Raw genomic sequence first — 25,594 nt, 5'->3', positions numbered from 1 at the left:
CCCATGACCAGTTTTCTAGATCACGTGTTTGTTATTCATGTTAGTGAAGGCTATGAAGAGCGCAGACACCATATTGATAAGCACCTTCCAGAGAGAGGGATTGCTAACTTTGAATATATGCTTCGTGGCGATATCAAAGATCTGACTCCAGAAGTGAAAGCAAAGTACTTCACAGGCAACGACAAGCTACCAGAGCTGTCTTGTGCTTATAAGCATATTCTTGTCTATGAAGAAATGGTCAAGCGAGGTATTGAGCGTGCCTTAGTTCTGGAAGATGATGCTTTTTTGGCGAACGATACATTGGCACAGTTGCAACGCGTTGATGAAGAAATGCGTGATGAAGTGAACTTCATTGTGAACATTGAACATAGCAACCGCTCCGTTCCTTTTAAGGTAAAAAAACCAGGGCAGTTGTGTTATCTGGCATCACATACAAAACGCTGCGGTGGATATGTCATTCATTTGGATGTCGCGAAGAAAATCGTCGGCTTTTTTGAGTCTAACCAAACTGACTTACCAATCGATGCATTCCAAACACATATGCGTGATGTCTTGAACTACAATACGTTTTGGATGGATCCTCCGGTGGTGTTTCAAGGCAGTAAAAACGGTGCATTCGAAAGTGAATTGAGCCAAAGAAAAAAGAGTAAGTTTACCGGGCTGACCTCTTTCTTTCGTGATGGCTATCAGCGCTACATTGTGACCAACTTGAGTAAAAAGCGTTTAGCTAGCTTTGAAAATGTAAAAAGATACTGAGTAAAGCCAATGAAAGTGATATATCCAGGCACCTTTGATCCCGTAACTAATGGGCATTTAAATTTGATCGAGCGGACGCATGAGATGTTTGATGAAGTCATCATTGGCGTTGCTGCTAGCCCATCCAAAAATACTATGTTTAGCCTTGAAGAACGGGTCGCTTTGATGGAAGAGGTTGTTGCTCATCTTCCTGGTGTAAGCGTAAAAGGTTTTTCAGGACTACTGGTCGATTTTGCTAAGCATGAACAGGCAAAAGTGTTGATTCGAGGATTACGTACAACGGTCGACTTTGAATACGAATTTGGTTTAACCAATATGTACAGGAAGTTGCTACCAGGCCTTGAAAGTGTATTTTTAACACCAGAAGAAGAGTTTGCATTCCTCTCATCGACAATCGTTCGTGAGGTTGCTATTCATGGTGGAAACATTGATCAGTTTGTACCAGCGCCAGTGGCTAAGGCAATCGAGAAGAAATTGAATGAAAGACAGTAAATTTCCTTACTACTTTTCTAATGCATTAGCGCTACTAATTCCGGGTTTCGTTTATCGAATGCAGGCGAAGCGCATGCTCTCTAGTGTCAGTAAAGTTGAGCAAGATTACCTTTTGGATCGAGTTGCTTATTACAATAAGTGCAACCAAGCATTCTCAGTCGATCCTAATGAAGAGAGCTTTGCGAAAATTAGCTCATTTAAAAAGACCAAGGGTTGGACTTACTACTTCGATATTAAACAGGTGGTTCGTTATTTCTCTCCTGATTACTCTTTTAATTACTTAAATGGTGACGTGGTGCATGTACCAAACGTCCCAAGTTTTATTAAAAGCCGTCCGATCAGCGATGAGAATCAAAACTCCATCGTACTGAAACTGAATCAAGTTCGTCACTTTAAGTTTGTTGACGATAACATGGCTTATCAAGGCAAAAAAAATATGGTGGCATGGCGTGGTGTCGGGTTTCAGCCTCATCGACGTAAAGTGATTGAAGCTTTTTATGATCACCCTCGTTGTAACATCGGTCAAACTCGACCTGAAGAAGGGCAACCTTGGGAAAAGGGCTTCATGAGCATTGAAGAACAATTGCAGTATAAATTTCTTCTCTGTATTGAGGGAAATGATGTTGCAACTAACCTAAAGTGGGCCATGTCTTCAAACTCATTGGTGATCATGTCTAAACCTAAGTACGAGACTTGGTTTATGGAAGGTCGTCTACAGGCTGGTATTCATTATGTTGAAGTCAAAGAGGATTACTCTGACTTAATTGAGAAGATGGATTACTACCTTGAGCATGAGCAAGAAGCATTAGACATCGTAGCGAATGCCCATCAATGGGTAGAACAGTTTAAAGATCTAAAGCGAGAGCGCTTAATTTCTTTGATGGTTGCAGATAAGTACTTCCAGCTGTCTGAACAAAAATAAAAAAGGGGCATAATGCCCCTTTTCCACTATTCGAGAGCGCCTTAATCGTTAAGGAACTGCTCAACACCATTTTCGCAGCGCTTCAGTTTATTCTTGATCGTATTGTCCAAGATCTCATCGTTTTGACCCAGCGACGCGCGTGAGTTTTCTACATGATATAGATGGTAGCCCACGCCAGCGAATTTCAGGTAAAGGCGTGACTTGTCCGAATTCAGCATACGATGGACGAACTCACTGTCTTCACGTCCCCAGCCAACAAAATCTTGGTTGAAGCCGTTGACTTCAATGACATCTTGTCGCCAAAAAGCCATGTTACAGCCACGGGTTGCCTTATCGTTGTTACGCTCGTAGGAAAACCAATTCGACAATAGCGAGTTGGTAATGCAGTTCTTGCGGTTGCGGATGCCTTTACTGAAGACAGAAGGTACGAGCCCATTTTCCATGATTTCACGACTGCATGCTTCGTCAGTTAGTACTCGACCACCTTGGACGAACCAATTGGGTTTTGCTACACGCTTATGTGATTCGATAAAGGTTTGAGATAACACCATGTCACCATCGATCATAATCAGGTAATCACCAGACGCTTTCGCAATTGCACGGTTTCTGCTCATAGATAATTGAAAACCATTATCTTCATGCCAGCTATGTAAAAGTGGAACAGGAAAACCTTCACGCATTTGGTCAATCATCGCTTTGGTGTCTTCTCGAGACCCGTCGTCAGCAACAATAACTTCATCAGGCAATACGGTTTGGCGTTTGACACTTTCCAACACGGATTTCAGGGCTTCTTTCCAGTTGTAAGTCGTGATAATTAAAGTTGTTTTCATTGTTTCTTTGCCTGTTCCCGTAAATAAAGGTCGATGTATTTCACAAACGTAGAATGCATGCTAAGCCAAGCCAAAATAAACCCATGTTTGCCATCTAAAAAGCCACGTTTAAGTACATACATTTTTAGGAAGCTGGCTAATGCATGAAGAATAGCTGTGCTAAGGCCGGATTTTTTCTTTCCTTCTCGCTCATCAGTCCATGCTTTTAGGTAGCCTGTGGTTTTATTGATGTAGTGATGCAAATGTTCGTAAGTGTAGTGATGCAAACGGCCATCAAGCTTGATGGCTGAGTGGCCTTTGTCTTCAACCTTCTCATGTACTAATGCATCGTTGTAGTGCGTGTAGGAGGTGCGGTACAAGCGTACAATCCAATCTGGAGACCAACCTGAGTGATAGATGAACTTACCAAATGCAGCGCTCAAACGGTTTACTTTGTAAACCACATTGGGCTTGTCGGCTTCCACCGCTTTTAAGATGCTCTCTTTCAGTTCTGGTGTGACTTGTTCGTCTGCATCTAACCAAAGTACATAGTCGGCGGTGACATACTGTTGTGCTCGCTGGCGCTGTTTACCAAACCCAGGCCATTCGGTATTGGTATAAAACTTGTCGGTATACTGTCTTGCGATAGACTCCGTGCTGTCGGTGCTGCCCGAGTCGAGGATGACGATTTCATCGACCCAATCTTTAACGGTATCGAGACAAGCTTGAAGGTGTTTTTCTTCATTTTTTACAATAAGAGCGACGGCTAAGGTTGGTTTAGGCAAGAGAGCTTCCTTCTTTACGTGTTATACAGTTGCAGTTTACTGATATTGTGGAAACAAATCTTCTAACATGCGTTCAAACATAGCGATAACTTGATCGCTGGTGATGCGGTTCATGGCATTTTCATCTTTAGCGCGCGTGCGCCAACACAAATCTTGGCTGTGTTTCCCAGTTTCATCAAAGATGACCTCTTCATAGACGGAAACAACATAGTCTAGGTAGCGATAAGGGCCCACGCGAAGAGGGTTATGGTGCGCGTATAAACCAATGATTGGCGTATTCATCGCATTGGCCATGTGTGCAGGTCCTGTATCGGGTGCAATGACCATATCAACTTTATCAATCAAAGCCAGCATCTGCAGCAGGCTGCTCTGGCCAACTAAGTTCAAACAAGGTTCGGGTAGCTGAGCTTGAATCTGCTCCGCCAAATCGATTTCTACTTTTGCAGGACTACCGGCAAGAATCACATTCCAGCCTTTTGCTCTTGCGTGTTGAATGACTTGTACATAGCCATTGGCATTCCAGTTTTTGTAGGCCTTACTTGCACCAGGAACTAAGAGCAGATTTGGCTTATTGCTATCAAGGTGAGGTAGCGCCCATTGAAGATCTTCCTCTTGATAGTGCAATGACCACAATGGCTTGGTCTCAGTTACGCCAATTTTTGATGCAAAAGCCATCAATCCATCAACGACATGCAAAGAGTGCGGAGAAGGGACTTTTACATTAGTAAAGAAAGTCTGAAAATCTTGGCTGCGTGCTTTATCAAAGCCCAGTTTATACTTTGCTTTGATTCCTAACGTGGCGATGCTAGCGCGAATCGCATATTGCATATGAAGTAAGGCATCAAACTCTCTTCCCTTCAACTGTTCCCATAGCGCTTGATAGCCTTTCCAGCCTGCTTTCTTATCAAAAGTAATCACTTCGATACCTTCAACGGCAGAAAGTAACTGAGCTTCGAGCTTTCCTGTGATCCATGTGATTTGAGTTTCTGGCCACTGTTTTTGAATAGACTGAATAACAGCAATGGTGTTGCAGACATCACCAATGGCAGAAAGTCGTAATACGCAAAGTGATTTTGGAGCAGAAGGGAACATACAAGTGCCTGAAGAGTAAAAAAGAACCAGTAGATTATGCAGACACCCAAGATAAATGTAAAATACACCACTTTGCTGTTAATAAACGACATGCCTTTCTAAGGCAGAAATGAACTAGGAAAACGTAATGACGACGGGGAAACCAGGTAATACTGGCATCAAACGCATTGTGAAAGCGACAGGTTATTCTATTCAAGGGCTTAAAGCCGCTTTTAAACATGAAGCAGCCATTCGCCAAGAGTTAGGGTTGCTAGTGTTCGCTATCGTCTTGGTTAGTCTATTTGATGTAACTATGGTTGAACGTATCCTAATGTTAGGCGTTGTCGTCCTTGTTTTAATTGTTGAGTTGCTAAACTCTGCGGTAGAGGCTGTCGTCGATCGAGTTGGTGTCGAGTATCACGAGCTCAGTGGGCGAGCAAAAGATATTGGCTCTGCCGCGGTTCTGGTTGCTCTTGGTTTTGCTGGTTTTACCTGGGCTTACATCCTCGCAAGCCATTATTTGTTTTAACGGGTAGCTTATGATTGAGAAGTTACAGACGAATAATCAATGCTTGTGGTTCAACCCTGACCTCATTGATGCAACGTCTCAAGCTGTTTTTGACGCTGAACATTGGCGTAAAGAAGGCAAGATTGTTGGGAGTGCGACGGGAAGGGGCACAACATGGTTTGTTCAATTGCAACAGCTGCAAGCCGCGTTGCGTCATTATCGACGTGGCGGCTTGTTCGGCAAGCTTGTCAAAGATCACTATTGGTTTACTGGATGGGAGAAGACCCGAGCGATTGAAGAGTTCAAGCTGTTATTGCGATTAAGTGAGTCTGGCGTTAATGTTCCGCGTCCAATTGCAGCGCAAGCAACCAAAGTAGGTCTATTTTATAAAGCAGATCTAATCAGTGAACGAATTCCAAATGCTTCAGACTTGGTCAGTATCTTGCAAGAGAAATCACTTTCAGAAATGATGTATCGTAAAATTGGGCAGGAAATTGCCAAGATGCATAACGAGAATGTGAATCATACTGACCTTAATATCCATAACATACTGATAGATAACAATGAAAATGTATGGATTATTGATTTTGACAAGTGTCAGGTTGAGCACAGCACTGGATGGCAAAGCGCCAATATATCGCGATTGAAGCGTTCATTTTTGAAAGAGCAAGATAAACGCCAGATAAAGTGGCAAGAAATTGACTTTGAAGCCTTGCTCGATGGTTACCAAGCAACTCGACGTTGAACTCGGTAATTGAAGGCTCAAAAATATTCACTTGGAGCATATACACCAAGGTGAAGCTCAAACGATAGGCAATGAAGAGAATGAAAATTTTAGTGACAGGTGGAGCCGGTTTTATCGGTTCGGCTGTGATTCGTCATATTATTCGTAACACGCAAGATGTTGCTATTAATCTAGATAAACTGACTTATGCTGGCAATCTTGAGTCCCTGTCCGAGATCGATAGCAGCGAGCGATACTACTTTGAGCAAGTCGATATTTGTGATCGCGTTGAGCTTGATCGTGTATTTGCTCAGCATCAACCTGATCGCGTGATGCACCTTGCGGCTGAATCTCACGTAGACCGTTCCATTGACGGACCTGCGGCATTTATTGAAACCAATGTAATGGGCACGTATCACCTACTTGAAGCGGCTCGTCAATATTGGTCGACAATGGATGAGACACGCAAAGCTGCTTTCCGTTTCCATCATATTTCTACCGATGAAGTGTATGGCGATCTAGAAGGTACGGATGATTTATTTACCGAAACGACATCCTATGCGCCGAGCAGTCCGTACTCCGCATCTAAAGCGTCCAGTGACCATCTGGTTCGCGCATGGCAGCGCACGTACGGCTTCCCGACATTAGTTACTAACTGCTCAAACAACTATGGCCCTTATCATTTCCCTGAAAAGTTAATCCCATTGATGATTCTAAATGCCTTGGATGGCAAGCCGTTGCCTGTGTACGGTGATGGTATGCAAATCCGTGATTGGCTGTTCGTCGAAGATCATGCTCGCGCACTCTACAAAGTTGTGACAGAAGGTGAAATTGGCGAGACATACAACATCGGTGGGCACAATGAAAAAGCGAACATTGAAGTCGTGAAAACCATTTGTTCGTTACTTGAAGAGCTTCGACCAAACAAACCGGAAGGTATCGACTCTTATGAAGCTCTGATCACTTATGTGAAAGATCGCCCAGGTCATGATGTGCGTTACGCCATTGATGCAACAAAGATAGCTCAAGAGCTGAATTGGACACCCGAAGAAACGTTTGAAAGCGGTATTCGTAAGACCGTTGAATGGTATTTAAATAACCAGCAATGGTGGCAGCGAGTGCTTGATGGCACCTATAGCTTAGAGCGATTGGGAGGTGGGGAATAATGAAAGGAATTATTCTGGCTGGTGGTTCTGGTACTCGTCTATACCCAATCACGCGAGGCGTATCTAAGCAGTTACTGCCTGTATACGATAAACCAATGATCTACTACCCACTGTCAGTACTTATGCTTGCTGGTATTCGTGAGGTTTTGGTGATTACCACTCCTGAAGACCAATCAAGCTTTCAGCGATTGCTTGGCGATGGGAGTGATTTTGGCATTTCACTTGAGTATGCAGTTCAAGCATCTCCAGAAGGGCTTGCACAAGCTTTTATCATTGGTGAAGAGTTTATCGGTACTGACTCTGTATGTTTAGTGCTTGGTGACAACATCTTTTATGGTCAAGGCTTCTCTCCAAAGTTAAAGAAAGCGGTTGAGACGGCAGAGAGCGGTAATGGGGCTACGGTGTTTGGCTACCAAGTGAAAGACCCTGAACGCTTTGGTGTGGTTGAGTTTGATGCTGACAGAAAAGCAATCTCTATCGAAGAAAAACCAGCTAAACCAAAGAGTAATTATGCTGTGACTGGGCTGTACTTCTTTGACAACCAAGTCGTGAGTAGAGCTAAGCAAGTAGAACCATCAGAGCGAGGTGAACTGGAAATCACCACATTAAATCAAATGTACCTAACAGCAAACGAACTCAATGTAGAAATGCTAGGGCGTGGGTTTGCTTGGTTAGACACAGGTACTTACGAAAGCTTGCTCGATGCTGCTCAATTTGTTTCGACGATAGAGAAACGACAAGGCTATAAAATTGCATGTTTGGAAGAAATTGCCTTTAACAATGGTTGGATTAGCAAACAGAAGTTAATGGCGGCAGCGGATGCCCTTAAGAAGAACAATTATGGTATCTACCTATCAAGCATTGTGAGCGAAGATGACAATTAAACTTAACAACCCGTTAGCTCCAGACTTAACTAAGCTTTCAAAATATTTATCTCAAGTAAATGAGAGTGGTTGGTATACTAATTTCGGGCCATTGCATCAACAGCTTACTACACGACTTGAAACGTTTTTGGGTGTTAAAAACTTATTGCTAGTTTCTAATGGTACGCTGGCACTTCAGGTGGCATGTAAGGTTTTAGGAATTGAGTCTGCGCTCTCTACACCATTTAGCTTTGTTGCAACTTCATCAGCGTTGATGTGGCAAGGTATCGATGTGAGCTATTGCGATATCGATTCAAAATCTTATAACTTATCTCCAGATGCTGTGAGAGCTGCTCTTAAAGAAAACTCTCAAGTAGATGGTGTTGTTGCAACGCATGTATATGGAAATCCTTGTGAAGTTGAGAGCTTCAAAGAAATTGCAGAGCAATATAAGGTCAAAGTTCTATACGACGCTGCTCATGCATTTGGAGTTAAGGTTGGTCAGGAGTCTCTCTTAAACTTTGGCGATGCTAGTACATTGAGTTTTCATGCTACTAAGATATTCCATACAGTCGAAGGTGGTGCAATTATATTCAAGCGCCATGAAGATTATTTACGTGCGAAAGAGTTCATTAACTTTGGCATACAGAGTAATGGCTCTTTAGGGCAGCCTGGTATCAACGCTAAATTGAATGAATATCAATGTGCGGTAGGGTTAACACTACTTGATCAGATCGAAGAGGTGATAGAGCATCGATCTCACCTGTTTAGTTTGTATCGGACGCTTTTAGAGCCTTATGTTGAATTACCTCTTTGGCTACCCGAAGCGTCGTATAACGGTGCTTATATGCCAATTTTCGTTAGAGATGAAGACAAGCAGGGAAGACTACTTGATGCCTTGTCTGCGCATAATATTGAACATCGACGATATTTTACACCATCTTTAGATGTTGCTTACCCTGAAAATCTGAGTTTTGGATGCCCTGTAAGCCAGCAGATATCCAAAGGAATTATTTGTCTACCGCTACATGCCAGTATGTCTTCAAATGATGTTGAAGCAGTGTGTAAAGTTTTAGAATTGATATTAAATTAACCGTGTGAGAGTTCTCATAGTATGAAAATTGCTATTATGCAGCCTTATTTTTTACCATATATTGGCTACTGGCAGCTCTTGGCTTCTGTAGATAAGTTTGTTGTTTATGATGATATTCAGTATACCAAGAAAGGCTGGATAAATCGTAATCGTTACTTAAGTGCTTCAGGGAAAGTAGAGACTTTCACCATTCCTATTAAGAAAGATTCTGATTACCTTGATGTTAGAGAGCGTTTTATATCTCCAACGTTCTTGAAAGAAAGAACCAAACTATTAAATAAGATAAGAGAGTCTTATCGAAAATCCCCGAACTTTAATGAAGGATATCAGCTTTTTAGTGATATTCTGTTGAATGAAGAAGATAATCTATTTCTTTTTATTCTCAACTCTATAGAAAAAATAAAATTATATTTAGGTATTGATACGGAAATTGAATTGTCTTCGAGTCTAGATAACCGTAACCTTAAAGCGCAAGAAAGAGTTATAGATAGTTGTGTTAAGTTGGGTGGAAAAAATTATATCAACCCTCCAGGTGGAAGAGATCTATACAATGAATCAGATTTTCAAGCACAAGGTTTAACCCTTGAATTTCTAGATGTGTCATTGAAGTCATATTCACAGGTGCAGGTAGCTGAATTTGAGCCAGCACTTTCGATACTTGATGTAATTTTCAATGTGCCTCAGGACAAGTTGATGGATTATTTAGTATGAAAAAAGAAATAGGTGGCTATTTTTCTATACTAGATGATGTATATCGGAAGGCATGTGATAGATGGGAAATGCCATTCGAAAATGGTGTTTATTATCAATCTTGTCGGGCATGTGTCGGTAAAATATTGGAAGAAAAGAATCCTGATAGTATCGCACTTCCTAAGTTTATATGTGATAGTGTTGTAAATGTCGTCAAAAACTATCCATGTGATATTATTTGGTATGATATCGATGAAAAATTGCAACCATTAATAAATGAACAAGTGAAGAATGCGTCTATATTGTATATAGTTAATTACTTTGGCTTACGTTTGCCTGATTTGCCTAAGGATTATTGGGCTAGAGTAATTGTTGATAATGCGCAAGGGTTCTTTATTCCACCTAGCTCTAAAGCTTTGGCTAGTATCTACTCTCCGAGAAAGTTTTTGCCGGTGGCAGATGGTGGCTGTTTAGTTTCTTCTTTGAATTTTTCCGAACCAGATAACACTTTTTATCCAATGTTAGAACATATGATACTCCGCGCAGAAAAGGGAGCTAAAGCTGGCTATAAGTGTTATTTGCAAGCAGAGGCTAACCTAAGTGAATATAATCCACTTAGCATGTCAAACTATTCTAGATTTATTATGAAGAGCGCAGACCTCTCGAACATTGAACGTATACGCCGTAATAATTATGAACTATTACACCAAAGCCTTGCTGTAAGAAACCGCCTAAAAATACCGAATACGCCAGAATCACCGCTGTGTTACCCTTACTTGTCTAGCAAAGTACTGAAGCAGTACTTAATTAGAAATAACATCTTTGTAGCAACATATTGGCAAGAAGTTAGTGACCGAGTTTTAGAGCAGTCTTGGGAGCAAGACTTGGTTGATAACTTGGTTTGTATTCCTATTGATCACCGCTACGATAGTGATGATATGAACTACATAATTGAAATGATAAATAGGTCTGAGCATGATTAATGTTGTTTTTATTGGGAACCGTACCCTGATCCTATCTTCACTTATTGCCAACCCTTACTATAACTTGGTGCATGCATTTGTTACGGACGAAAATCTACCTGGGTTAGATAAGATTCCACATACCATATTGAAGGCGAATGGAGAAAAGTCACGTTTATTGAGTGAGCTTGCAGAGCTTGATTTTGAACTTTGCGTATCTGCTGGTTGTCCATACCTACTACTGAAAAAGCAGATCCCCAAAGCGGTATACATTAACTGCCACCCATCTCCTCTTCCTCTTGGTAAGGGACGTCACCCCATTAACCATGCAATCTTGTCGAATGAAAAAATAGCAGGTGCTACGATCCACTATCTAACCGATGAGTTGGATGGAGGGGATATCTTAGCGCAAGAAGCATTCGAAGTTACAGATGATTTAGATGTTCAGCTCTTGTACCCAGTGCTATTCGAATTAGAAAACGAATTGTTTAACAAAGTCTTAAACAATATGGAAGAGTACGGGACTGCAATTCAAGGAACAGCACAAAGTAGTCAAGATTCATATTATTCAAGACCTGAACGATTGAGCCTCGATGCTGAAAGAGTGTCTTCAGAAGAGGTTGGGCGTTACTTACGAGCATTTTCTCATAAAACTCAGGGAGTCGAAGTGATATGTGGAAGTTTTATTATAAAAGCATTCTCTGGTCAAAAGGTTACAAATCCATTTTATGTTGCTCGTTATAGCAACATTGAAGTTGGAAGTAGTTGCTTGATAAACGATAGTTTTGTATTAATTAAACTTACCGATGGTTTATTTAGGTTTAACTTATCATGAGGTTGTAATCGGGAGTGATATAACTCCCGAGATATAGGGTAAAATATGAAAAGCGAAGTTTCAGTTCTTTGTACTTGTTACAATCATCAAGAGTACATTAAATTAGCATTGGATGGAATTCTTCAGCAAGTCGTAAATTTTGATTTTGAATTAATCATATATGATGATTTTTCAACGGATAATAGTAGAGACATAATAAATTCTGTTGTGGAGAACTATAATGGAAATTGTAAAATAAAAATCATCTTCCCTGAAGAGAATCAATACTCTAAAGGTTTTTCCCCAATTCCGTTTATGTTGCCAGAGGTGGAAGGTAGGTATATCGCAATATGTGAGGGTGATGATTATTGGATTGATAATGATAAGCTTCAGAAACAATATGAAATCTTGCAAAAAGAGAAATCCGTAGATATATCTTTTCACCCATCACTTACCTTGTACGGAGATGAAATAAAGGATTCTGGATACGGCTATATTGGCGACAAGGAGCAGGTTGTTGACTATAACAGAGTTATCTTAAAAGGAGGAGGTTTGATGCCCATGGCATCGATATTTTTACGCGCCCAGCCTTTATTAGATATGGTGTCAGAGAATGAAGACTTCTTTAAGAGAAACTTCTATCATTCTATCTTACAAACGGTGATGACTTTGGGTAAAGGTGCAATTTATTGTCCTGCTAAGATGTGTGTGTATAGAAGTATGCATGAAGGTTCTTGGTCTTTACAGCAAAGCCTTGATCAAAAAAAACGAGATAGAGAATTTAAAGCAGCGAATCAAAGGCTGTGGAAACTGAATAAAATATATAACAATAAATATTTTGTTCTATTTCTAAAGCTTTACTACAAACGAAACATTAAGTTTTATAAAGATAAACTTAAATCTATCTTTAAGTAGGAGGTAGGATGAAAAACTATAAATGCTTTCGTGGTTTTTTAAAGCGTTTGTCATATCAATATGATAAATCTAAAGAAGTTGATTCGTCTTCTGAAATCGCTCTGCATTGGTGGAATGGTCGTCTTAATTTTGGTGATGTTGTAAACAAATTTATCGTAGAAAAGCTATCTGGTAAGAGAGCAATTTGGTCATCTGATAAATCTGATAAAGAGCATCATCTGGTCATTGGCTCTGTCTTACAGTCTTCCAATGATAATGCGATCGTGTGGGGGAGTGGTATTATATCGGACAGAAAAATGCCACTATTTAAGCCCAAGAAAGTTTATGCAGTTCGAGGACCTAAGACAAGAGAAGTCTTGCTCGCTCGGGGGATCGAATGCCCAGAGGTTTATGGTGATCCCGCTTTGGTTCTGCCTTCGCTAATACAGCCTAACGATTCAGATACCGTGTATAAGTTAGGTATTATTCCGCATTATAATAATAAGAGTGATGTATTCTTCAAACAAAACTTTCCTGACGATGTAAAAATAATTGATATCGAAACGGATGATGTTCAGGTGTTTATCGATGAAATTGCATCTTGTGAGCTCATTGTTTCAAGCTCTCTGCATGGAATTATCATTGCTGATGCTTACGGTGTGCCTGCTCACCACATTTCATTTGATGATTCTGTGGAGGGGGGAGAGTTTAAATTCTTCGATTATTACCTTTCTGTAGGACGAGATTGCAATTTGCCAATCCAAGTATCAGAGTCCACTCGCCTTGAAGACTTATATGCTTTACCAAAGCATTACGACATCAATATAGATACTCAACCTCTTCTAGATAGTTGCCCATTCAAAAAATAAAAACAAGCCCCAAAATGAACGTTTCGGGGCTTGTCTTAACCTATCTATCGGGATGTTTTACAAGGCCATCTTGTATTTGTTCATAGAGCCGAAAAAGTTCAATGTACATCTTGTTCCATAAGGTTGATCCTGATTTGTCTTTTCGAGAACAACCAATCGTAGATGGAATATCGGCTCTTTTGACGATATCTGGGTTTAAAACACATGTGGATATTCTATGTTTATAAGGCATCTCTATAGTCATCAACAAGTTCAATAAACGCTATTGCATTTTCTATAAATTTTGAGGCAGCATAGGGGGTAAGGATATAGCCCATGATGCCACATGTGCGTCTAAGAAAACGAACAACATTGGTATTTTCATCAACTGAGGAGATGATCTTATAGGATTTAGGTTTAGTTGCTGCAAGTTTGAGGAAATCATATTTTTGGTATCCGTTCACCAGTCCCGCATTGACAAATCAAGTGTGACTCATCGCATTTGATCCACTTTTTCTTCTTGAGTGATCATTTTCAGCTCTCATGCTGGACATATGAAAAAGAAAAAATCAAAATTCGCAGAAGCGCCACCAGTTGCCTCTGATATTAATGAAGCTAACGCACTCATTGAGGAATTGTGGGAGCAAACTGAAAAACAGTTGCTCAAACTCATCAAAACCACCGTCTTCCGATGGCACCAAAGAGCGGGCGGAAAGAAAAAAGCTCAAAGCTCTGGTGGCCGCAATCCGAGAAGAGCTAAACAGGGTCACACAGGGCGTCAACGACAACTCTCGAAGCTAAAGGAAACCGATGTAGTCGTTGATTGTTTACCTAACTCAACTTGTTCGTGCAGCGGCAAATCAGAAATCTTTGTTCACGATAAGCCGTTTTATCGGCACCAAGTGCACGAGATACCAAAACCAACGGTCGATATCACTGAGTACCGATTATTTTCAGGCCTGCAATGAGATTGTTAGAGCGACGAAGCCCGATAATGCTCCTCAAGGTATCATGGGGCCTAACCTGCTCAGCTATATCGGCGTACTGGCAGGACAATATCATTTAAGTATCCGCAAAATCCGTTCACTGTTAAAAGAGCAATTGGGGACCACATTCTCTGTTGGGGCCATTAGCGAAGCACAGACCAAAGTAGCTTCAATGCTGACCCCTTTGCAACATGCTATCCGAGATAGTATCCAAACAGCACCGTTGGTTCATGTTGACGAAACCTCTCATCCTCGCAATGGCGAAGAAAGTTTACGGTGGTGCTGGCTCGTTGCCAGTGAAGCTCTTGTCTACGAGAAGATCTTGTTCACTCGCTCCGCACACTCAGCTAAGACCATGTTAGGTGAGAACTATACTGGTCTGGTTGTAACCGACCAATGCCCAAGCTATAACTGGCTCAAGCCAGAAAAACACCAGCTGTGTTGGTCGCATGTGAAGCGAAATCTGCAGTAAATAGCCGATTACAGCGGTGCTTGTTATACTGCCTTTGTAGGACAGCGCCTGACACTTATCGCGAATATGGTTTTTAGAACGCGTCACCGCTTGGAAAATGCAGAAATCCAGTACGACCAGTATATCTGCCGCATGAACCGGCTTCGAAAGTCGTTCGACTACTGGCTTCAAAAAGGAAGTGGAATAGTCGTGCAGCGTTACAAAGGCCGATGTGAAAAACTACAAATCCACCAGCAAAGCCTATGGATGTTCTTAACCGATATCTCCATACCACTCACCAATAACGAGGCAGAGCGGCGAATACGTGGTTGCGTCATTCAACGAAAGATCAGCTTCGGTATCACATCTGATGCTGGTGACAAGTTCAGGGTTTAAGTGTGTGAGGTTGCATATTGCTGCAATAAGCGAGGCATGCCGACCTTGTCAGCTCTAACCGAAATCGTGCAGGCCGTTACCTTCCGCCAACCATACCCCAACGTCTTTAGCCTGTAATTCATCAGGTCAAGTACCTACTGGTGAACGCTTACAATTTCATTCCCAATTAACTTATAACCAAAGCTCTTGCGAGTTCGTGCTTCATTACGGCGCTCAGAGTAAAGAAAACCTGGGAAGGAAGAATCAACCGCTTTTAAAAACTCAAACGGGATGCCTGCATTACTCAGTGTATTCTCCATTCGAACTTTCCTTTCAATTGAACGCTTTAAGTTAACCACAAAAACTTTCATTTATTATTACCAGTTTGTTAATTATTTTGGATAGAGCACCTGTGTTTTCAGTTGTAAAGCTAAGAAGTTCCTGCTGAATCGTTTTTCTAATATGTGGTTGATGAAAGAGGTTGCCAATATAATGTGACATAGCATCAGGTGATCCAAGGATTTCGATTATCTTCTTGCCTACCATTGTGTCGACCAAAACCTGAAAGTTATAATAACTTGGTCCTGTAATAACAGGCACACCCAAAGCTGCAGGTTCTAGCACATTATGCCCACCGACTTTATTACCAACTAGGCTACCGCCCATAAAGCAGATATCGGCGGCCCCCATCAAAACCAACATCTCCCCCATGGTATCTCCAAGGTAAACTTGATTTGATTCCATCACCGTTGATTGACTTGTACGACGAATTGTGTCGAACCCTTGCTTTTGACAAAGTTCGAATACGCTATCGAAGCGTTCAGGATGGCGAGGAACAAGAACCAACAGTGCATTAGGGTTTGCTCTTAGCACTTGTCTATGGGCTTCTAAAACTTGCTCATCTTCGCCTTTATGTGTGCTTGCCGCAATCCAAACTGGGCGGTTTACACCAAGTATTGCTCTCAGTGCTTTTCCTTTTTCTCTTACTTCGTCTGATATATGAATATCAAACTTAATTGAACCAGTAATGAGTAGTTTATCTTGTTCAACGCCTAAACGTTCAAAGCGCGCTGCGTCTGATTCTGTTTGACACATTATTTGAGTTAAGCATGCGTTTAGTATGTTAAACAGGGGCTGAACTTTGGCATAGTTGAGGCATGATTTCTCAGAAAGTCGAGCATTAACAACTGTGATTGGCACTCCAGCCTTGTGTACTTCATGGAGCGTGTTTGGCCAAAGCTCAGTTTCAATGATCAACATTTGCTTTGGCTGAATGACCTTTAAGAAGCGTTTTACTGCAAAAGAAAAATCGACAGGCATGTATCGATGCTCAACCAAATCACCGAGCTTGGCTATTTGCTCAGCGCCTGTGCTGGTGGTGGTTGTCACCAAGACTGGCTGGTCAGGGTGCTGCTGCTTTAATGCCTTAATTAAAGGTGTCGCCGCAATAGACTCGCCAACAGAAACTGCATGAATCCAAATTGGCCGTTCTTTGCAATCTAGTGCTGGTGTTCTACCAAAGTGTTCTTTCCAACGTTGGCCAAATTTAGGTTTGTTTGGCTTACTTTTATATAAGCCAAACAACAGCAATGGTGCAGCAAGTGTAAGTATTAAGGTATACAGTGCACGCACTAGCATACGCTTACCTCTATCGCGTCTAACTTTGCAATGCTATCGAGTACTTGCTTTGGTGATAACTCTGTTAAGCACTTGAGATGTTTAAATTGGCACTCGCGCTTAAAGCAAGGACGGCACTCGATATCGGTATGAACAATTTCAACCTTCTCTGCCAGTGGTGGTGTGTACTTGGGTGATGTTGAGCCATAAACCGCAACAAGGTTACAACCAACAGCGGCAGCAACGTGCATTAAGCCTGAATCATTCGCAACCACGGTGCGACATGCAGCCAGTAAGTCTACGGCTTCGATAAGACTAGTTTGCCCTGCGAGTACGTAAATGCGCTCATGCAATTCTTGAGGGACTAGGTTCTTTATGTTGTTGCAAGTGTCTAGGTCTTTTTGCGAACCGAACAACCATACTTGTTTGCCTTGCTTCGCCATCTGAGTCGCCACTTCTGCGTAATGTGCTTCAGGCCATTTCTTAGCTGGTCCAAACTCCGCACCAGGGCACAAACCAACCACAGGAGATTCTTGATTCAGATTAAACTTAGCGATCGTTGCACCTTGCTCTTTCTTGTCAATAAACAAGCTTGGACGAGGCAGTGTTTCCAGTCCGCCCAATGAGGAAGAGTCCTTCATCTCGGCTTGAGGGTAGGCAAGGGCGACATAGGCAAGGGCAACCATATACTGAAAGCGCTCAACCATATTTGGGCATATTTAAGCGTTCGCCCAAAGCCCAGCGCATTCCAGCCAGTTCTTAGCGGGATATTAGCAAACCACAAACCAACCACAGGAGATTCTTGATTCAGATTAAACTTAGCGATCGTTGCACCTTGCTCTTTCTTGTCAATAAACAAGCTTGGACGAGGCAGTGTTTCCAGTCCGCCCAATGAGGAAGAGTCCTTCATCTCGGCTTGAGGGTAGGCAAGGGCGACATAGCGCTCAACCATATACTGAAAAGACTTCATATTTGGGCGTAAGTCGTTCAACAGCCCAAAGCGCATCTCGCCTTTCCAGCCAGTTCTTAGCGGGATATTAGCAAACCACGGAATTAAGGCAGACTTCGCAGATTTTGGCAAAATATAAGCATGATCGTATTGCTTCTCTCGCAGCGACTTACCGATTTCACGGCGGCCTAACAAGTTTAATTCACCATGGCCGATCGGCATATCAATCGCTTGGTTAATCTCTGGCATTCGCTCAAGAATCGGTTTACACCAACCCGGCGCAATAACATCGATAGTGCAGTTTGGGTGTTGCTGTTTAATGACTTTGTACAGTGACTGTGACATCACCATATCGCCAACCCATGAAGGGCCGATAATGAGTATTTTCATTGTTTAATCCGGTGCTCTCATAGAAAAGTCTTTTATTTGTTCATAAAGCCTAAAAGACTCAATATAAAGCTTGTCGACAAGAGTTATACCTTGTTTGTTCTTCCTTGAGCTGCCAATAGTTGAATCTATTTTTGCTCGAGTAACTAAATCTGGTTTGAGGCAGTATGTGAAAATACCGTGTTTATATGGTTTTTCCATATAGTCATCGACAGGTTCGATAAACTGAGTTGCATTTTGAATGAATGACTGTGCTGCTTTTGGTGAAATGATATAGCCCATAATTCCACACGTTCGTCGGTAATAACGGATGATTTTTACTTTTGAATCAACCTCCTTGATGTTCTTGAACTTCTTAGGGCTTGTCGCGCATAGCTTCAAGAAATCAAACCCAGCTGCGATCTCTGGGAGATGTTGGTAATATTCAAAAAATTCTGTGGAAAGGTCACAGTTATCCTCTAAAACAAGTAGAGGCTCATTCAATTCTAAAGCCGCGCTCCAAGCCTTAAAGTGACTCGCAAAGCATGCCACTTCGCTATCAACCAACTTATAACCAAATCGTTTCCTTGTTAAACGATCGTTTCTTCGCTCCGAATATGGGAAATTAGTTTCTTTTGCATCAACTGCATCTAAGAAGGAAAATTCAATTCCCGCTTGGTCGAGTTGCTCCTTAATTCGCTCTCGACGTTCAATAGAGCGCTTCAAACTAATAACAATCACTTTCACTGTATTTTCCAATCGTCGTTGTATCGGGTCTTGAATAAGTTGTAGTAGTTATCGCCATTTTCTTGCGAATGCAGTAGCTGCAACACCCACATGTACTGTTCTGGCTTATCTTTTGCAAAGTATTCAATCGCTTGGTTACATGTTCTCGCGTCTTGCTCTTGATACCACCAGAGCGTTCATAAACTCGACCACCGTACTGAACACGTTGTTTGTGCATCAACCAGTCTGTGACTTCATTTTTCTGTTTCTTCGCCATCGCAGATACTGGCATGCCCATTGAAGCCAGTAAAATCGCAGGAACATCAATAGCCCAAGAGTGAGGCACCATGAGAATGACATTTTCACCGTTATCGATATGATTTTTTAAAATATTTAAGCCGCGAATTTCACAGTTGTTTTGCAACCACTTAGAGGAGCGAAGGCTCAGTAAGCCAAAGCGGATAAAGAAGATGGCTGCTGTGAACAGTGTCTTCTCGATCATCTGTTCTCTTTCTTCGAAGCTTTTTTCTGGAAAGCAAAGCTCAAAGTTTACCCTTGCGCGATGAGCAGGGCCTTTATGTGATTTTGCTAATTTTGCTGCCAGTGTTTTAGCCAGCCATTTTTGCAGGCCAAAAGGAAGAAGGGAAAGAGGCAGAAATAGAATGACACCTAACCAAGAGCCCCAGTATTTAGGCGCCAAGAAGTGGCGTGCGAATTCGGGATTGTATGCTTTAGGGTCGTAATCGTCTCGTTGAATAGTCATTAATGAGCTCAATTCTTCGGTGTTAAGTCGTTGCGATACGCCTATAGAAAGTTAGCCTCTAGCAAAGGGCCAGAGGCTAACGAGACAGGTTACTGGTTTTGGATTGCTAGATATTCAGCAACGCCTTCTGCAACAGTCTTAAATTCGACATCACAGCCAGCAGCACGAAGCTTGGTCAGATCGGCTTGGGTAAATTCCTGGTAAGCACCTTGTAGGTGTTCAGGGAAAGGAATAGTTTGAATTTCGCCTTTGCCATGATGAGTGATCACAGCCTTCGCTACTTCTTCAAAAGACTCTGCACGGCCAGTACCACAGTTGAAAATACCTGATACGCCATTTTCTAGGAACCAAAGGTTCACTTTAGATACGTCACCTACGTAGACGAAATCACGTCTGAACGACTCGCTACCAGCAAACAACTTAGGGTTTTCACCTGCCTTGATTTGGTTGTTTAGATGGAACGCAACCGACGCCATGCTGCCTTTGTGATCTTCACGTGGACCGTATACGTTAAAGTAACGGAAACCAGTGATTTGAGACAGTGTTTCACCGTGCTCTTGGGCATCTTGCCATAGACGGCGTACATAGTTATCGAATTGTTGCTTCGAGTAACCGTATACGTTTAATGCACCTTCGTACTCACGCTCTTCGATAAACGTCTCTGTTTCGCCGTACGTAGCAGCTGATGAAGCGTATAGGAATGGAATCTCACGATCTAAACAGTAATGTAGAAGCTCTTTTGAGTACTCATAGTTGTTTAGCATCATGTACTTGCCGTCCCACTCAGTGGTCGCAGAGCAGGCGCCTTCATGGAAAATAGCTTCGATAGGGCCGAAGTCATCACCAGCCATGATTTGGGTAAGGAAATCATCGCGGTCCATGTAATCAGTGATGTCTAGGTCAACTAAGTTTTTAAACTTCTTACCATTTTTAAGGTTGTCGACAACCAAAATATCGTTGAGACCCGCTTCGTTTAGCGCTTTCACAATGTTGCTGCCGATCATGCCAGCACCACCAGTTACGATGATCATAGAACTTCCACCATAGGTTAAAATTTTCTCCAGAAGTTTAGCAGAGTTAGGCCTTTAGACGCCAGAGTTACCCTGATAAACAAAAAAGGGAGCATGTGCTCCCTTTTGATTATTTTTCGTCCGAAGTATTTGGTCGTTGATACCAAGGATTGCGCTGATCAGTTAATTCAATCAGGTTGTACTTTTTACCAAGCTTTTGGCCACCATCTCTTGTAAGAGGTTGCCAGCTAAAGTTGGCACGGTTGGTACTTGGTTTGACGGTCATAATGTCATACGGAATGGATATGTAGAACCCTTTGGTAAAACTGCCTTCCCCAAACTCTTCCGCCGATAGATCAGTAAATGATGCAAACGCTCCAGCAATCACACCACTTTTGAACTGTTTTGAAATATTGATTTGTGTACCCACATCACCAGCTAGAAACTGGCCTACATCGACTTGAATCATCATGTCGGATAGAAATTCCCACTGTGGGTAATAGTAACCTGATACAAAGCCAGTCACGCCTCGATCTATTACTTCAAAAGGACGGCCGTATTCTTTAATGTCTTGCCAACTGTCATTATAAACTCCGAAGTAGCTTTGAGGGTCGCGTTGTGCAATGGCATTGACGTCAAATCCAAATGCCCAATTGGAGTTATCAGGGCGATAGATAAATTCTGTACCAATTCCAGCAAACATACTCTCTAAATAACCAGCATAAATTTGCTGATCGAGTGTTTTGGAGTATTCATGGAACCAGGTTAGCTGGAGGTTTGTCATCGTGATATCATGTTCGTTGGTATAGGCACGAAACATAGTTCTCACTCGTGGTACTGAGGTACCATCAGGAGGAGTAATATAGTTAAACTGGTCGTAGTTGTTATACCAATCCCAATAAGCAACACCACTCAATTCAAGCTGCTCTGTAAACCAGTATGAAGCCTTCGCATTTAGTCCAACACTGAATAAATAGAAGGCTTCTGGGCTACCAAAGGTTTGTGCTAGCTTAGGAGCGAACCCCCAGTCAAATCGTTCAAAGCCATCATAGACTAGTTCTGACTTGTCTGGAGATGCATCTTCCGTATTTACAATGGCGTCCGAAATATGTGGGTCAATATAATTGTAGTTGGCAACATCTAGGTACTCTTGGCGGCTTATGCTGATAGTGCTTTCTGTTAAGCCTGAACTTCTCTCTTTAAAGTCGAAAGTATCAATTTCTTTTGGAAGTGTTGCATTCAGAACCGATGCTCCCTTTTCAAGTGCAATGTCACGATCACGGTATTTCTTTTGTTCGCCAACAACGGTAATAGTGCTGTCGTTCATATAGATTTGGTTAGATTCATAACCTGCTACTTTTTCAAGCTCTTCCGTTACTCGTTGCCAATCATCATTAGAAATCTGTACTGTTGATTCAATAGCTTCAGCAGAGCTCTTGTCTGAGTCTAGCCATACCGATGGCATTTCATTGAAATTAGTGTATAGACTTACACCAGCGACTAACGTATCACCTCGCTCATAGCTTAATCGTAGATCAGCCATGTCTCCTAAGCGATATAGTATGCCGAAGTTCCAAGGGTGTTTTGGCGTCATATCAACTTCACCAAACATCACAGGGAAGTCTTGGCTGTAGTCATTGCCGTCATACTCAAGTTTTAGGCGCAATGGCTTATGAAGCGTTTGGTATTCAATACCACCAAACAGAGCAGCATCCCCTTTGAACATTCGCTCAAACTCGACTGTCCCACCCGTGTTTAAGTAGTCCGACGGACGATCGCAATATTTGTCAGACACTTTACAAGCCGGATTAGTGATATTTCCCCTTGTTCCCAAGTACCCCCAACCCAAGCCCAAAGTCACATCAAAGGTTCCCAGGTCGCGATAAGCGAAGCGTTTAGTCGCTGCAAAAAACTCTGCGTCAAACAGGCCAGTACCAGCAAAATCGCGAACACCCAAAGATAACTCTGGTAGCCATTCACTTTCTTCTAAAAGGCGAAACTTAAAATCAATGCCTTTGTCGGTATATTCGTTGTCACCTGCTAATGCTTCTTCTCCGTAGCGAAGGTCATTAACGATGGTATATCGAATCGTTGTTTCTAACCATGGCAGTACCTGAAGAGAAGCGTTGTAGAAGTGGTATTCACTGCTCGCTGTGACACTAAAATTAAACTCACCTTCTTTGGCCATACGGCCAGTGGGCATCTGGATAAGGCCGACACCACCAAAATCCATTTGAGATGGCTCAAGTATTGGTGGTTCGAACGGTACGTCTTCAGCAAATGTTGTAGCTGAGAAAGCAGCCAAGGCAAGAACATTAAAGGCTTTGTAATTCATTAATCAAACCTTACTTGAGTCAGCAGTTGGATAATATCGTTATCGAGTTCAGAATCATCAAACGGAAAGTAAACCATGGTCAATGGAGGAAGGTAATAGCGAGAAGTGCTCCAGATCCCAAGTTTTGGCGTAACCACATTACCATCCGGGTAAATCAATATTGGGTCAGGCGTTTTTTCGCCAAGCTCAGTCTCTAGGCTTTCAAGCATAGCGCTTAAAGGTTTTGATGATGTGTTGACAACCAAGGCTGATGTATCAATATCACCAAGAAAAAAAACGTGCTCATCTCTGCGGGGGGTAACTAAACCATATTGACCATTGAGAAGCGGGTTATTTTTATCTTCAAGTCTTACTTTATCGAAATCTATGGCAGGGATTACCTTTTTATCAAAGCGACTTTTCTTAATGAATTTATAAAACAGTGATGAAGTTAAGTTCTTTTGCATCATACGATTTAGAACTGACACTTTTAACTGGTTTAATTTGCTTCTGGTGCTATCCGATTCATCTACCAAAGAAGACGCAAGAGGGTATGAAATTACGACGCCGTTAGCCTCCGCGTTGATTATGACATCGTTCAATCTAACAGGTTGTTTAAACTGCAATAATATTTCTTCATTCTTGATTGATACTGTTAAAGGACGCTCTGGGGACGTTGATGCATGCACCATTTGAGACCAAAGTAGCGCAGGGAGAAAAGAAAGAGCTAAAAAGTGTTTGATTTTGTTCATGATGAATACCCTTGTAAGGTTGTCAGCTCTACAGGCATCATATTTGGGCCCAAGTGTTGGATAGATTTAATGGTATTGCCATCTTTATCAACCCAAAAGTAGTTATCAAATGTGCTGCTTAACGTCGGAAACTCAACTCTTTCAACAAACAGTGTGGTTTGGGTCGTTGCGAGTGGTGTAACAACAGTCTCATTGGTTAGCTTGGTGCGTGTTACCGTTGCTGAAAATCCGTAGCGGTAATGTTTTTCCCAATCATAGGTAAGAGTAAAGGTCATTGGTGCGTTCTGATTTAGATCGAATGCTGGGACATCTCCGGAAACTCGGTTTAAATTATTGTAAGGAAAGTTTAAAGTTTTAGTCAGTCGGCCTTGTTCTGTCACTGTCATTGCTCGATCGGCACTGACCCACTTAAGCTGTTTGTGCTTTGTTTTTTTGTTATTAATAAAAGTCATATCGTCAGCGAAAGCTAAAACAACAACAATTTGTTTTTGATTACCGAGTCTGAGATAAGAGCTTGCGTAAGGAATAGCTAAAATATCTTGTTTTGAGAGTTCAACATCAACATAGCTGTCGTAGGCTGCAGCGACGGTATCAGAGACGTCTTGAAACTTTTGTGTACACCCAACTTGAAATAACAATAAAAAAAGCAGAAAAGCCTTGCCTATACTAAGTGCCTTGAACATCCATCTATTCCTTAGCTCGGGTAATGTAAGTGGACAAACAAAATCGCCCTGAAAAATTCAGGGCGATTTAATACATACTTTACAAACAAATACTTACTTAGAAGTAGAAGTAGAAGTAGAAGTAGAAGTAGTAGTAGATGAAGAGTCGCTATCGCTAGCTGCAACGGCAATTACAGTTACGGCTGCAGCAGCACCAACAGCTACCGCTGTCGTACCTGTTGCAGTAGAAGCTGCTGCGCCAGCAGAGCCAGCTTCAGTTGAAGCGAAAGCAGTTGATGCACTAAGTGCCATCAAGATTGCTAGTGCTGTGTTTTTCATTGTAAATCCTTACATATCCGGAATTAAAACATCGATGTTGAAGCCTAGACTTCGTCGTTATTCTAGATAATAACCTACCTAACTGTAAATAGTTTCTTATTTAAACAATAGCGAAGAAACCCTTCCAAACGCTAGAAATGCAAAGGAAAGTGGAACTTTTTATGCTCAAAAAGGCCTTAGGGTAAAGGGATAAGTCTGGTTGCTGATTCGGCAATTAGCGTGCATAATCTTGCCTCTTTACTCCAATGACATGGCACGGTTTAAGAACTTATTGCTTGTGCTTGTCAGGTGCGACCAACGCTTATCTGTATTTAATTAGCAGAAGAACGATCCAACGTATTAATTTCAGGACGATAACCGTGACACTCAACAGTAAATCCCTACCAGCATTCAGCGTTTTGCTCTTAGGCCTTAGCCCCTTCACAGCTTCCGCTGATATGTACGCTGGTTTTATCGCAAGCTACGCAGATACAGAATACCAAATCAATACTCAGACTAATACTGCCAACCCTTATCTTGTACAGGCTCAACTGGGATATTTCATTAATGATTATATTGCGTTAGAAGGTCGCTACGGTACAAGTGTGCAACGTGATGGGGATTTAGCGGTTGATAGTTTAGTGAGTGGTTACATCAAAGGCAATGTCCCAGTAACCGAGCGCATTGCAATGTATGGACTTGCTGGCTACTCCCATACCAAAGTTGATGTGAAGAACGTTTCCGATGCTAAACAAGGGAGCTTTAGTTTTGGTGTCGGCTTTCATTATGCTCTGAGTAGTAGCAATGCGATTACTTTGGAGTTTTCTAACAATGTAAACAGCGATGACATCAATTTAAGTACGTTCTCAATTGGCTTTCAACATCGATTCGAATAGTGGCAAACAGAA

The 25,594-nt window shown here is 41.8% G+C and carries 26 protein-coding genes and 4 pseudogenes; 15 read left to right on the top strand and 15 right to left on the bottom strand.

All coding sequences use genetic code 11. The features are described from left to right. Positions 1-3 precede the first annotated feature (3 nt). From BSZ04_RS22665 to BSZ04_RS22655, 3 genes are read left to right on the top strand one after another with little or no spacing between them, the layout of a single operon-like run. Positions 4-756 carry a glycosyltransferase family 25 protein gene (locus BSZ04_RS22665; protein WP_088881448.1) on the top strand — a complete coding sequence of 251 codons (753 nt, stop codon included), beginning with the start codon at positions 4-6 and terminating at the stop codon, positions 754-756. 9 nt (positions 757-765) lie between these two features. Further along, complete coding sequence (gene coaD, locus BSZ04_RS22660; RefSeq protein WP_029388862.1) at positions 766-1,248, top strand: pantetheine-phosphate adenylyltransferase; 483 nt, start codon at positions 766-768, stop codon at positions 1,246-1,248. Beyond that, positions 1,235-2,170, top strand: a complete 936-nt coding sequence (locus BSZ04_RS22655; protein ID WP_088881447.1) for a glycosyl transferase family 90 — start codon at positions 1,235-1,237, stop codon at positions 2,168-2,170. Before coaD ends, BSZ04_RS22655 begins: the two co-directional genes overlap by 14 nt. A gap of 41 nt (positions 2,171-2,211) precedes the next feature. Here BSZ04_RS22655 and BSZ04_RS22650 read toward each other — a convergent pair whose 3' ends face one another. The 3 genes from BSZ04_RS22650 to BSZ04_RS22640 are packed head-to-tail and all read right to left on the bottom strand — an operon-like array spanning position 2,212 to position 4,856. Next, the gene (locus BSZ04_RS22650; RefSeq protein ID WP_088881446.1) at positions 2,212-3,000 is read right to left on the bottom strand and encodes a glycosyltransferase family 2 protein; all 789 of its coding nucleotides are present in this window, start codon (positions 2,998-3,000) and stop codon (positions 2,212-2,214) included. Next, positions 2,997-3,764 carry a glycosyltransferase family 2 protein gene (locus BSZ04_RS22645; protein WP_088881445.1) on the bottom strand — a complete coding sequence of 256 codons (768 nt, stop codon included), beginning with the start codon at positions 3,762-3,764 and terminating at the stop codon, positions 2,997-2,999. The genes BSZ04_RS22650 and BSZ04_RS22645 overlap by 4 nt, the downstream gene beginning before the upstream one ends. 36 nt (positions 3,765-3,800) lie before the next feature. Continuing rightward, on the bottom strand, positions 3,801-4,856 hold the full coding sequence (locus BSZ04_RS22640) for a glycosyltransferase family 9 protein (RefSeq protein ID WP_088881444.1): 1,056 nt from the start codon (positions 4,854-4,856) through the stop codon (positions 3,801-3,803). 127 nt (positions 4,857-4,983) lie between these two features. On the opposite strand from BSZ04_RS22640, the gene BSZ04_RS22635 reads away from it, so the two are divergent. The 10 genes from BSZ04_RS22635 to BSZ04_RS22590 all read left to right on the top strand — a co-directional run bounded on the left by BSZ04_RS22635 (position 4,984) and on the right by BSZ04_RS22590 (position 13,418). After that, positions 4,984-5,364, top strand: coding sequence for a diacylglycerol kinase (locus BSZ04_RS22635; protein WP_025547167.1), 381 nt, complete (start codon positions 4,984-4,986; stop codon positions 5,362-5,364). A 10-nt stretch (positions 5,365-5,374) separates the two neighbouring features. Further along, on the top strand, positions 5,375-6,088 hold the full coding sequence (locus BSZ04_RS22630) for a 3-deoxy-D-manno-octulosonic acid kinase (protein WP_088881443.1): 714 nt from the start codon (positions 5,375-5,377) through the stop codon (positions 6,086-6,088). Positions 6,089-6,168: 80 nt separating this feature from the next. Beyond that, complete coding sequence (rfbB, locus tag BSZ04_RS22625) at positions 6,169-7,233, top strand: dTDP-glucose 4,6-dehydratase (RefSeq protein ID WP_088881442.1); 1,065 nt, start codon at positions 6,169-6,171, stop codon at positions 7,231-7,233. Then, entirely contained in the window at positions 7,233-8,117 is an 885-nt protein-coding gene (gene rfbA / locus BSZ04_RS22620; protein ID WP_088881441.1) for a glucose-1-phosphate thymidylyltransferase RfbA, read from the top strand. The genes rfbB and rfbA overlap by 1 nt, the downstream gene beginning before the upstream one ends. Next, positions 8,107-9,189 carry a DegT/DnrJ/EryC1/StrS aminotransferase family protein gene (locus tag BSZ04_RS22615; RefSeq protein ID WP_088881440.1) on the top strand — a complete coding sequence of 361 codons (1,083 nt, stop codon included), beginning with the start codon at positions 8,107-8,109 and terminating at the stop codon, positions 9,187-9,189. Before rfbA ends, BSZ04_RS22615 begins: the two co-directional genes overlap by 11 nt. A gap of 21 nt (positions 9,190-9,210) precedes the next feature. Further along, positions 9,211-9,900, top strand: coding sequence for a WbqC family protein (locus BSZ04_RS22610; RefSeq protein WP_088881439.1), 690 nt, complete (start codon positions 9,211-9,213; stop codon positions 9,898-9,900). Next, entirely contained in the window at positions 9,897-10,862 is a 966-nt protein-coding gene (locus BSZ04_RS22605) for a hypothetical protein (protein ID WP_088881438.1), read from the top strand. The genes BSZ04_RS22610 and BSZ04_RS22605 overlap by 4 nt, the downstream gene beginning before the upstream one ends. Next, the gene (locus tag BSZ04_RS22600; RefSeq protein WP_088881437.1) at positions 10,855-11,676 is read left to right on the top strand and encodes a formyl transferase; all 822 of its coding nucleotides are present in this window, start codon (positions 10,855-10,857) and stop codon (positions 11,674-11,676) included. Before BSZ04_RS22605 ends, BSZ04_RS22600 begins: the two co-directional genes overlap by 8 nt. A 45-nt stretch (positions 11,677-11,721) precedes the next feature. Further along, positions 11,722-12,570, top strand: a complete 849-nt coding sequence (locus BSZ04_RS22595; RefSeq protein ID WP_088881436.1) for a glycosyltransferase family 2 protein — start codon at positions 11,722-11,724, stop codon at positions 12,568-12,570. 8 nt (positions 12,571-12,578) lie between these two features. Then, entirely contained in the window at positions 12,579-13,418 is an 840-nt protein-coding gene (locus BSZ04_RS22590) for a polysaccharide pyruvyl transferase family protein (RefSeq protein WP_088881435.1), read from the top strand. Between the two features lie 221 nt (positions 13,419-13,639). On the opposite strand, the gene BSZ04_RS25330 is transcribed toward BSZ04_RS22590, so the two are convergent. After that, positions 13,640-13,861, bottom strand: coding sequence for a hypothetical protein (locus BSZ04_RS25330; RefSeq protein ID WP_231896313.1), 222 nt, complete (start codon positions 13,859-13,861; stop codon positions 13,640-13,642). A gap of 90 nt (positions 13,862-13,951) precedes the next feature. Between BSZ04_RS25330 and tnpC the strand changes: the two are divergent. Beyond that, positions 13,952-15,347, top strand: a pseudogene (gene tnpC / locus BSZ04_RS25495) (IS66 family transposase). A 17-nt stretch (positions 15,348-15,364) separates the two neighbouring features. Here the strand turns inward: tnpC and BSZ04_RS22575 are convergent. The 11 genes and pseudogenes from BSZ04_RS22575 to BSZ04_RS22525 form a co-directional block, all read right to left on the bottom strand. Beyond that, on the bottom strand, positions 15,365-15,529 hold the full coding sequence (locus BSZ04_RS22575; protein WP_231896312.1) for a glycosyltransferase family 25 protein: 165 nt from the start codon (positions 15,527-15,529) through the stop codon (positions 15,365-15,367). A gap of 31 nt (positions 15,530-15,560) precedes the next feature. Next, positions 15,561-16,847, bottom strand: a complete 1,287-nt coding sequence (gene waaA / locus BSZ04_RS22570; RefSeq protein ID WP_088881433.1) for a lipid IV(A) 3-deoxy-D-manno-octulosonic acid transferase — start codon at positions 16,845-16,847, stop codon at positions 15,561-15,563. Next, positions 16,841-17,607, bottom strand: a pseudogene (gene waaF, locus BSZ04_RS22565) (lipopolysaccharide heptosyltransferase II); the annotation flags it as partial. The pseudogene waaF (BSZ04_RS22565) and the gene waaA, both read right to left, overlap by 7 nt. Positions 17,608-17,622: 15 nt before the next feature. Continuing rightward, positions 17,623-18,165 (bottom strand): annotated as a pseudogene (gene waaF / locus BSZ04_RS22560) (lipopolysaccharide heptosyltransferase II); the annotation flags it as partial. Between the two features lie 3 nt (positions 18,166-18,168). Further along, on the bottom strand, positions 18,169-18,888 hold the full coding sequence (locus BSZ04_RS22555) for a glycosyltransferase family 25 protein (RefSeq protein ID WP_088881432.1): 720 nt from the start codon (positions 18,886-18,888) through the stop codon (positions 18,169-18,171). Next, a pseudogene (locus BSZ04_RS22550) lies at positions 18,885-19,630 on the bottom strand (LpxL/LpxP family acyltransferase). Before BSZ04_RS22550 ends, BSZ04_RS22555 begins: the two are co-directional and overlap by 4 nt. An 89-nt stretch (positions 19,631-19,719) precedes the next feature. Beyond that, positions 19,720-20,661: an ADP-glyceromanno-heptose 6-epimerase gene (gene rfaD, locus BSZ04_RS22545; RefSeq protein WP_088881431.1), complete on the bottom strand. Its 942-nt coding sequence runs from the start codon at positions 20,659-20,661 to the stop codon at positions 19,720-19,722. A 109-nt stretch (positions 20,662-20,770) separates the two neighbouring features. After that, the gene (locus tag BSZ04_RS22540; RefSeq protein WP_088881430.1) at positions 20,771-22,975 is read right to left on the bottom strand and encodes a YjbH domain-containing protein; all 2,205 of its coding nucleotides are present in this window, start codon (positions 22,973-22,975) and stop codon (positions 20,771-20,773) included. Further along, the gene (locus tag BSZ04_RS22535) at positions 22,975-23,706 is read right to left on the bottom strand and encodes a capsule biosynthesis GfcC family protein (protein WP_088881429.1); all 732 of its coding nucleotides are present in this window, start codon (positions 23,704-23,706) and stop codon (positions 22,975-22,977) included. Before BSZ04_RS22535 ends, BSZ04_RS22540 begins: the two co-directional genes overlap by 1 nt. Continuing rightward, positions 23,703-24,389, bottom strand: coding sequence for a YjbF family lipoprotein (locus BSZ04_RS22530; RefSeq protein ID WP_088881428.1), 687 nt, complete (start codon positions 24,387-24,389; stop codon positions 23,703-23,705). The genes BSZ04_RS22535 and BSZ04_RS22530 overlap by 4 nt, the downstream gene beginning before the upstream one ends. Before the next feature lie 93 nt (positions 24,390-24,482). Further along, positions 24,483-24,707, bottom strand: a complete 225-nt coding sequence (locus BSZ04_RS22525; RefSeq protein WP_088881427.1) for a hypothetical protein — start codon at positions 24,705-24,707, stop codon at positions 24,483-24,485. Positions 24,708-25,066: 359 nt separating this feature from the next. Between BSZ04_RS22525 and BSZ04_RS22520 the strand changes: the two genes are divergently transcribed. Then, complete coding sequence (locus tag BSZ04_RS22520) at positions 25,067-25,582, top strand: porin family protein (RefSeq protein WP_231896311.1); 516 nt, start codon at positions 25,067-25,069, stop codon at positions 25,580-25,582. The last annotated feature ends 12 nt before the right edge of the window (positions 25,583-25,594 follow it).

The sequence above is a fragment of the Vibrio rotiferianus genome (assembly GCF_002214395.1).
In the GTDB taxonomy this organism is placed as follows: Bacteria; Pseudomonadota; Gammaproteobacteria; order Enterobacterales; family Vibrionaceae; genus Vibrio; species Vibrio rotiferianus.
This window is presented reverse-complemented; position numbering and strand designations above follow the sequence as displayed.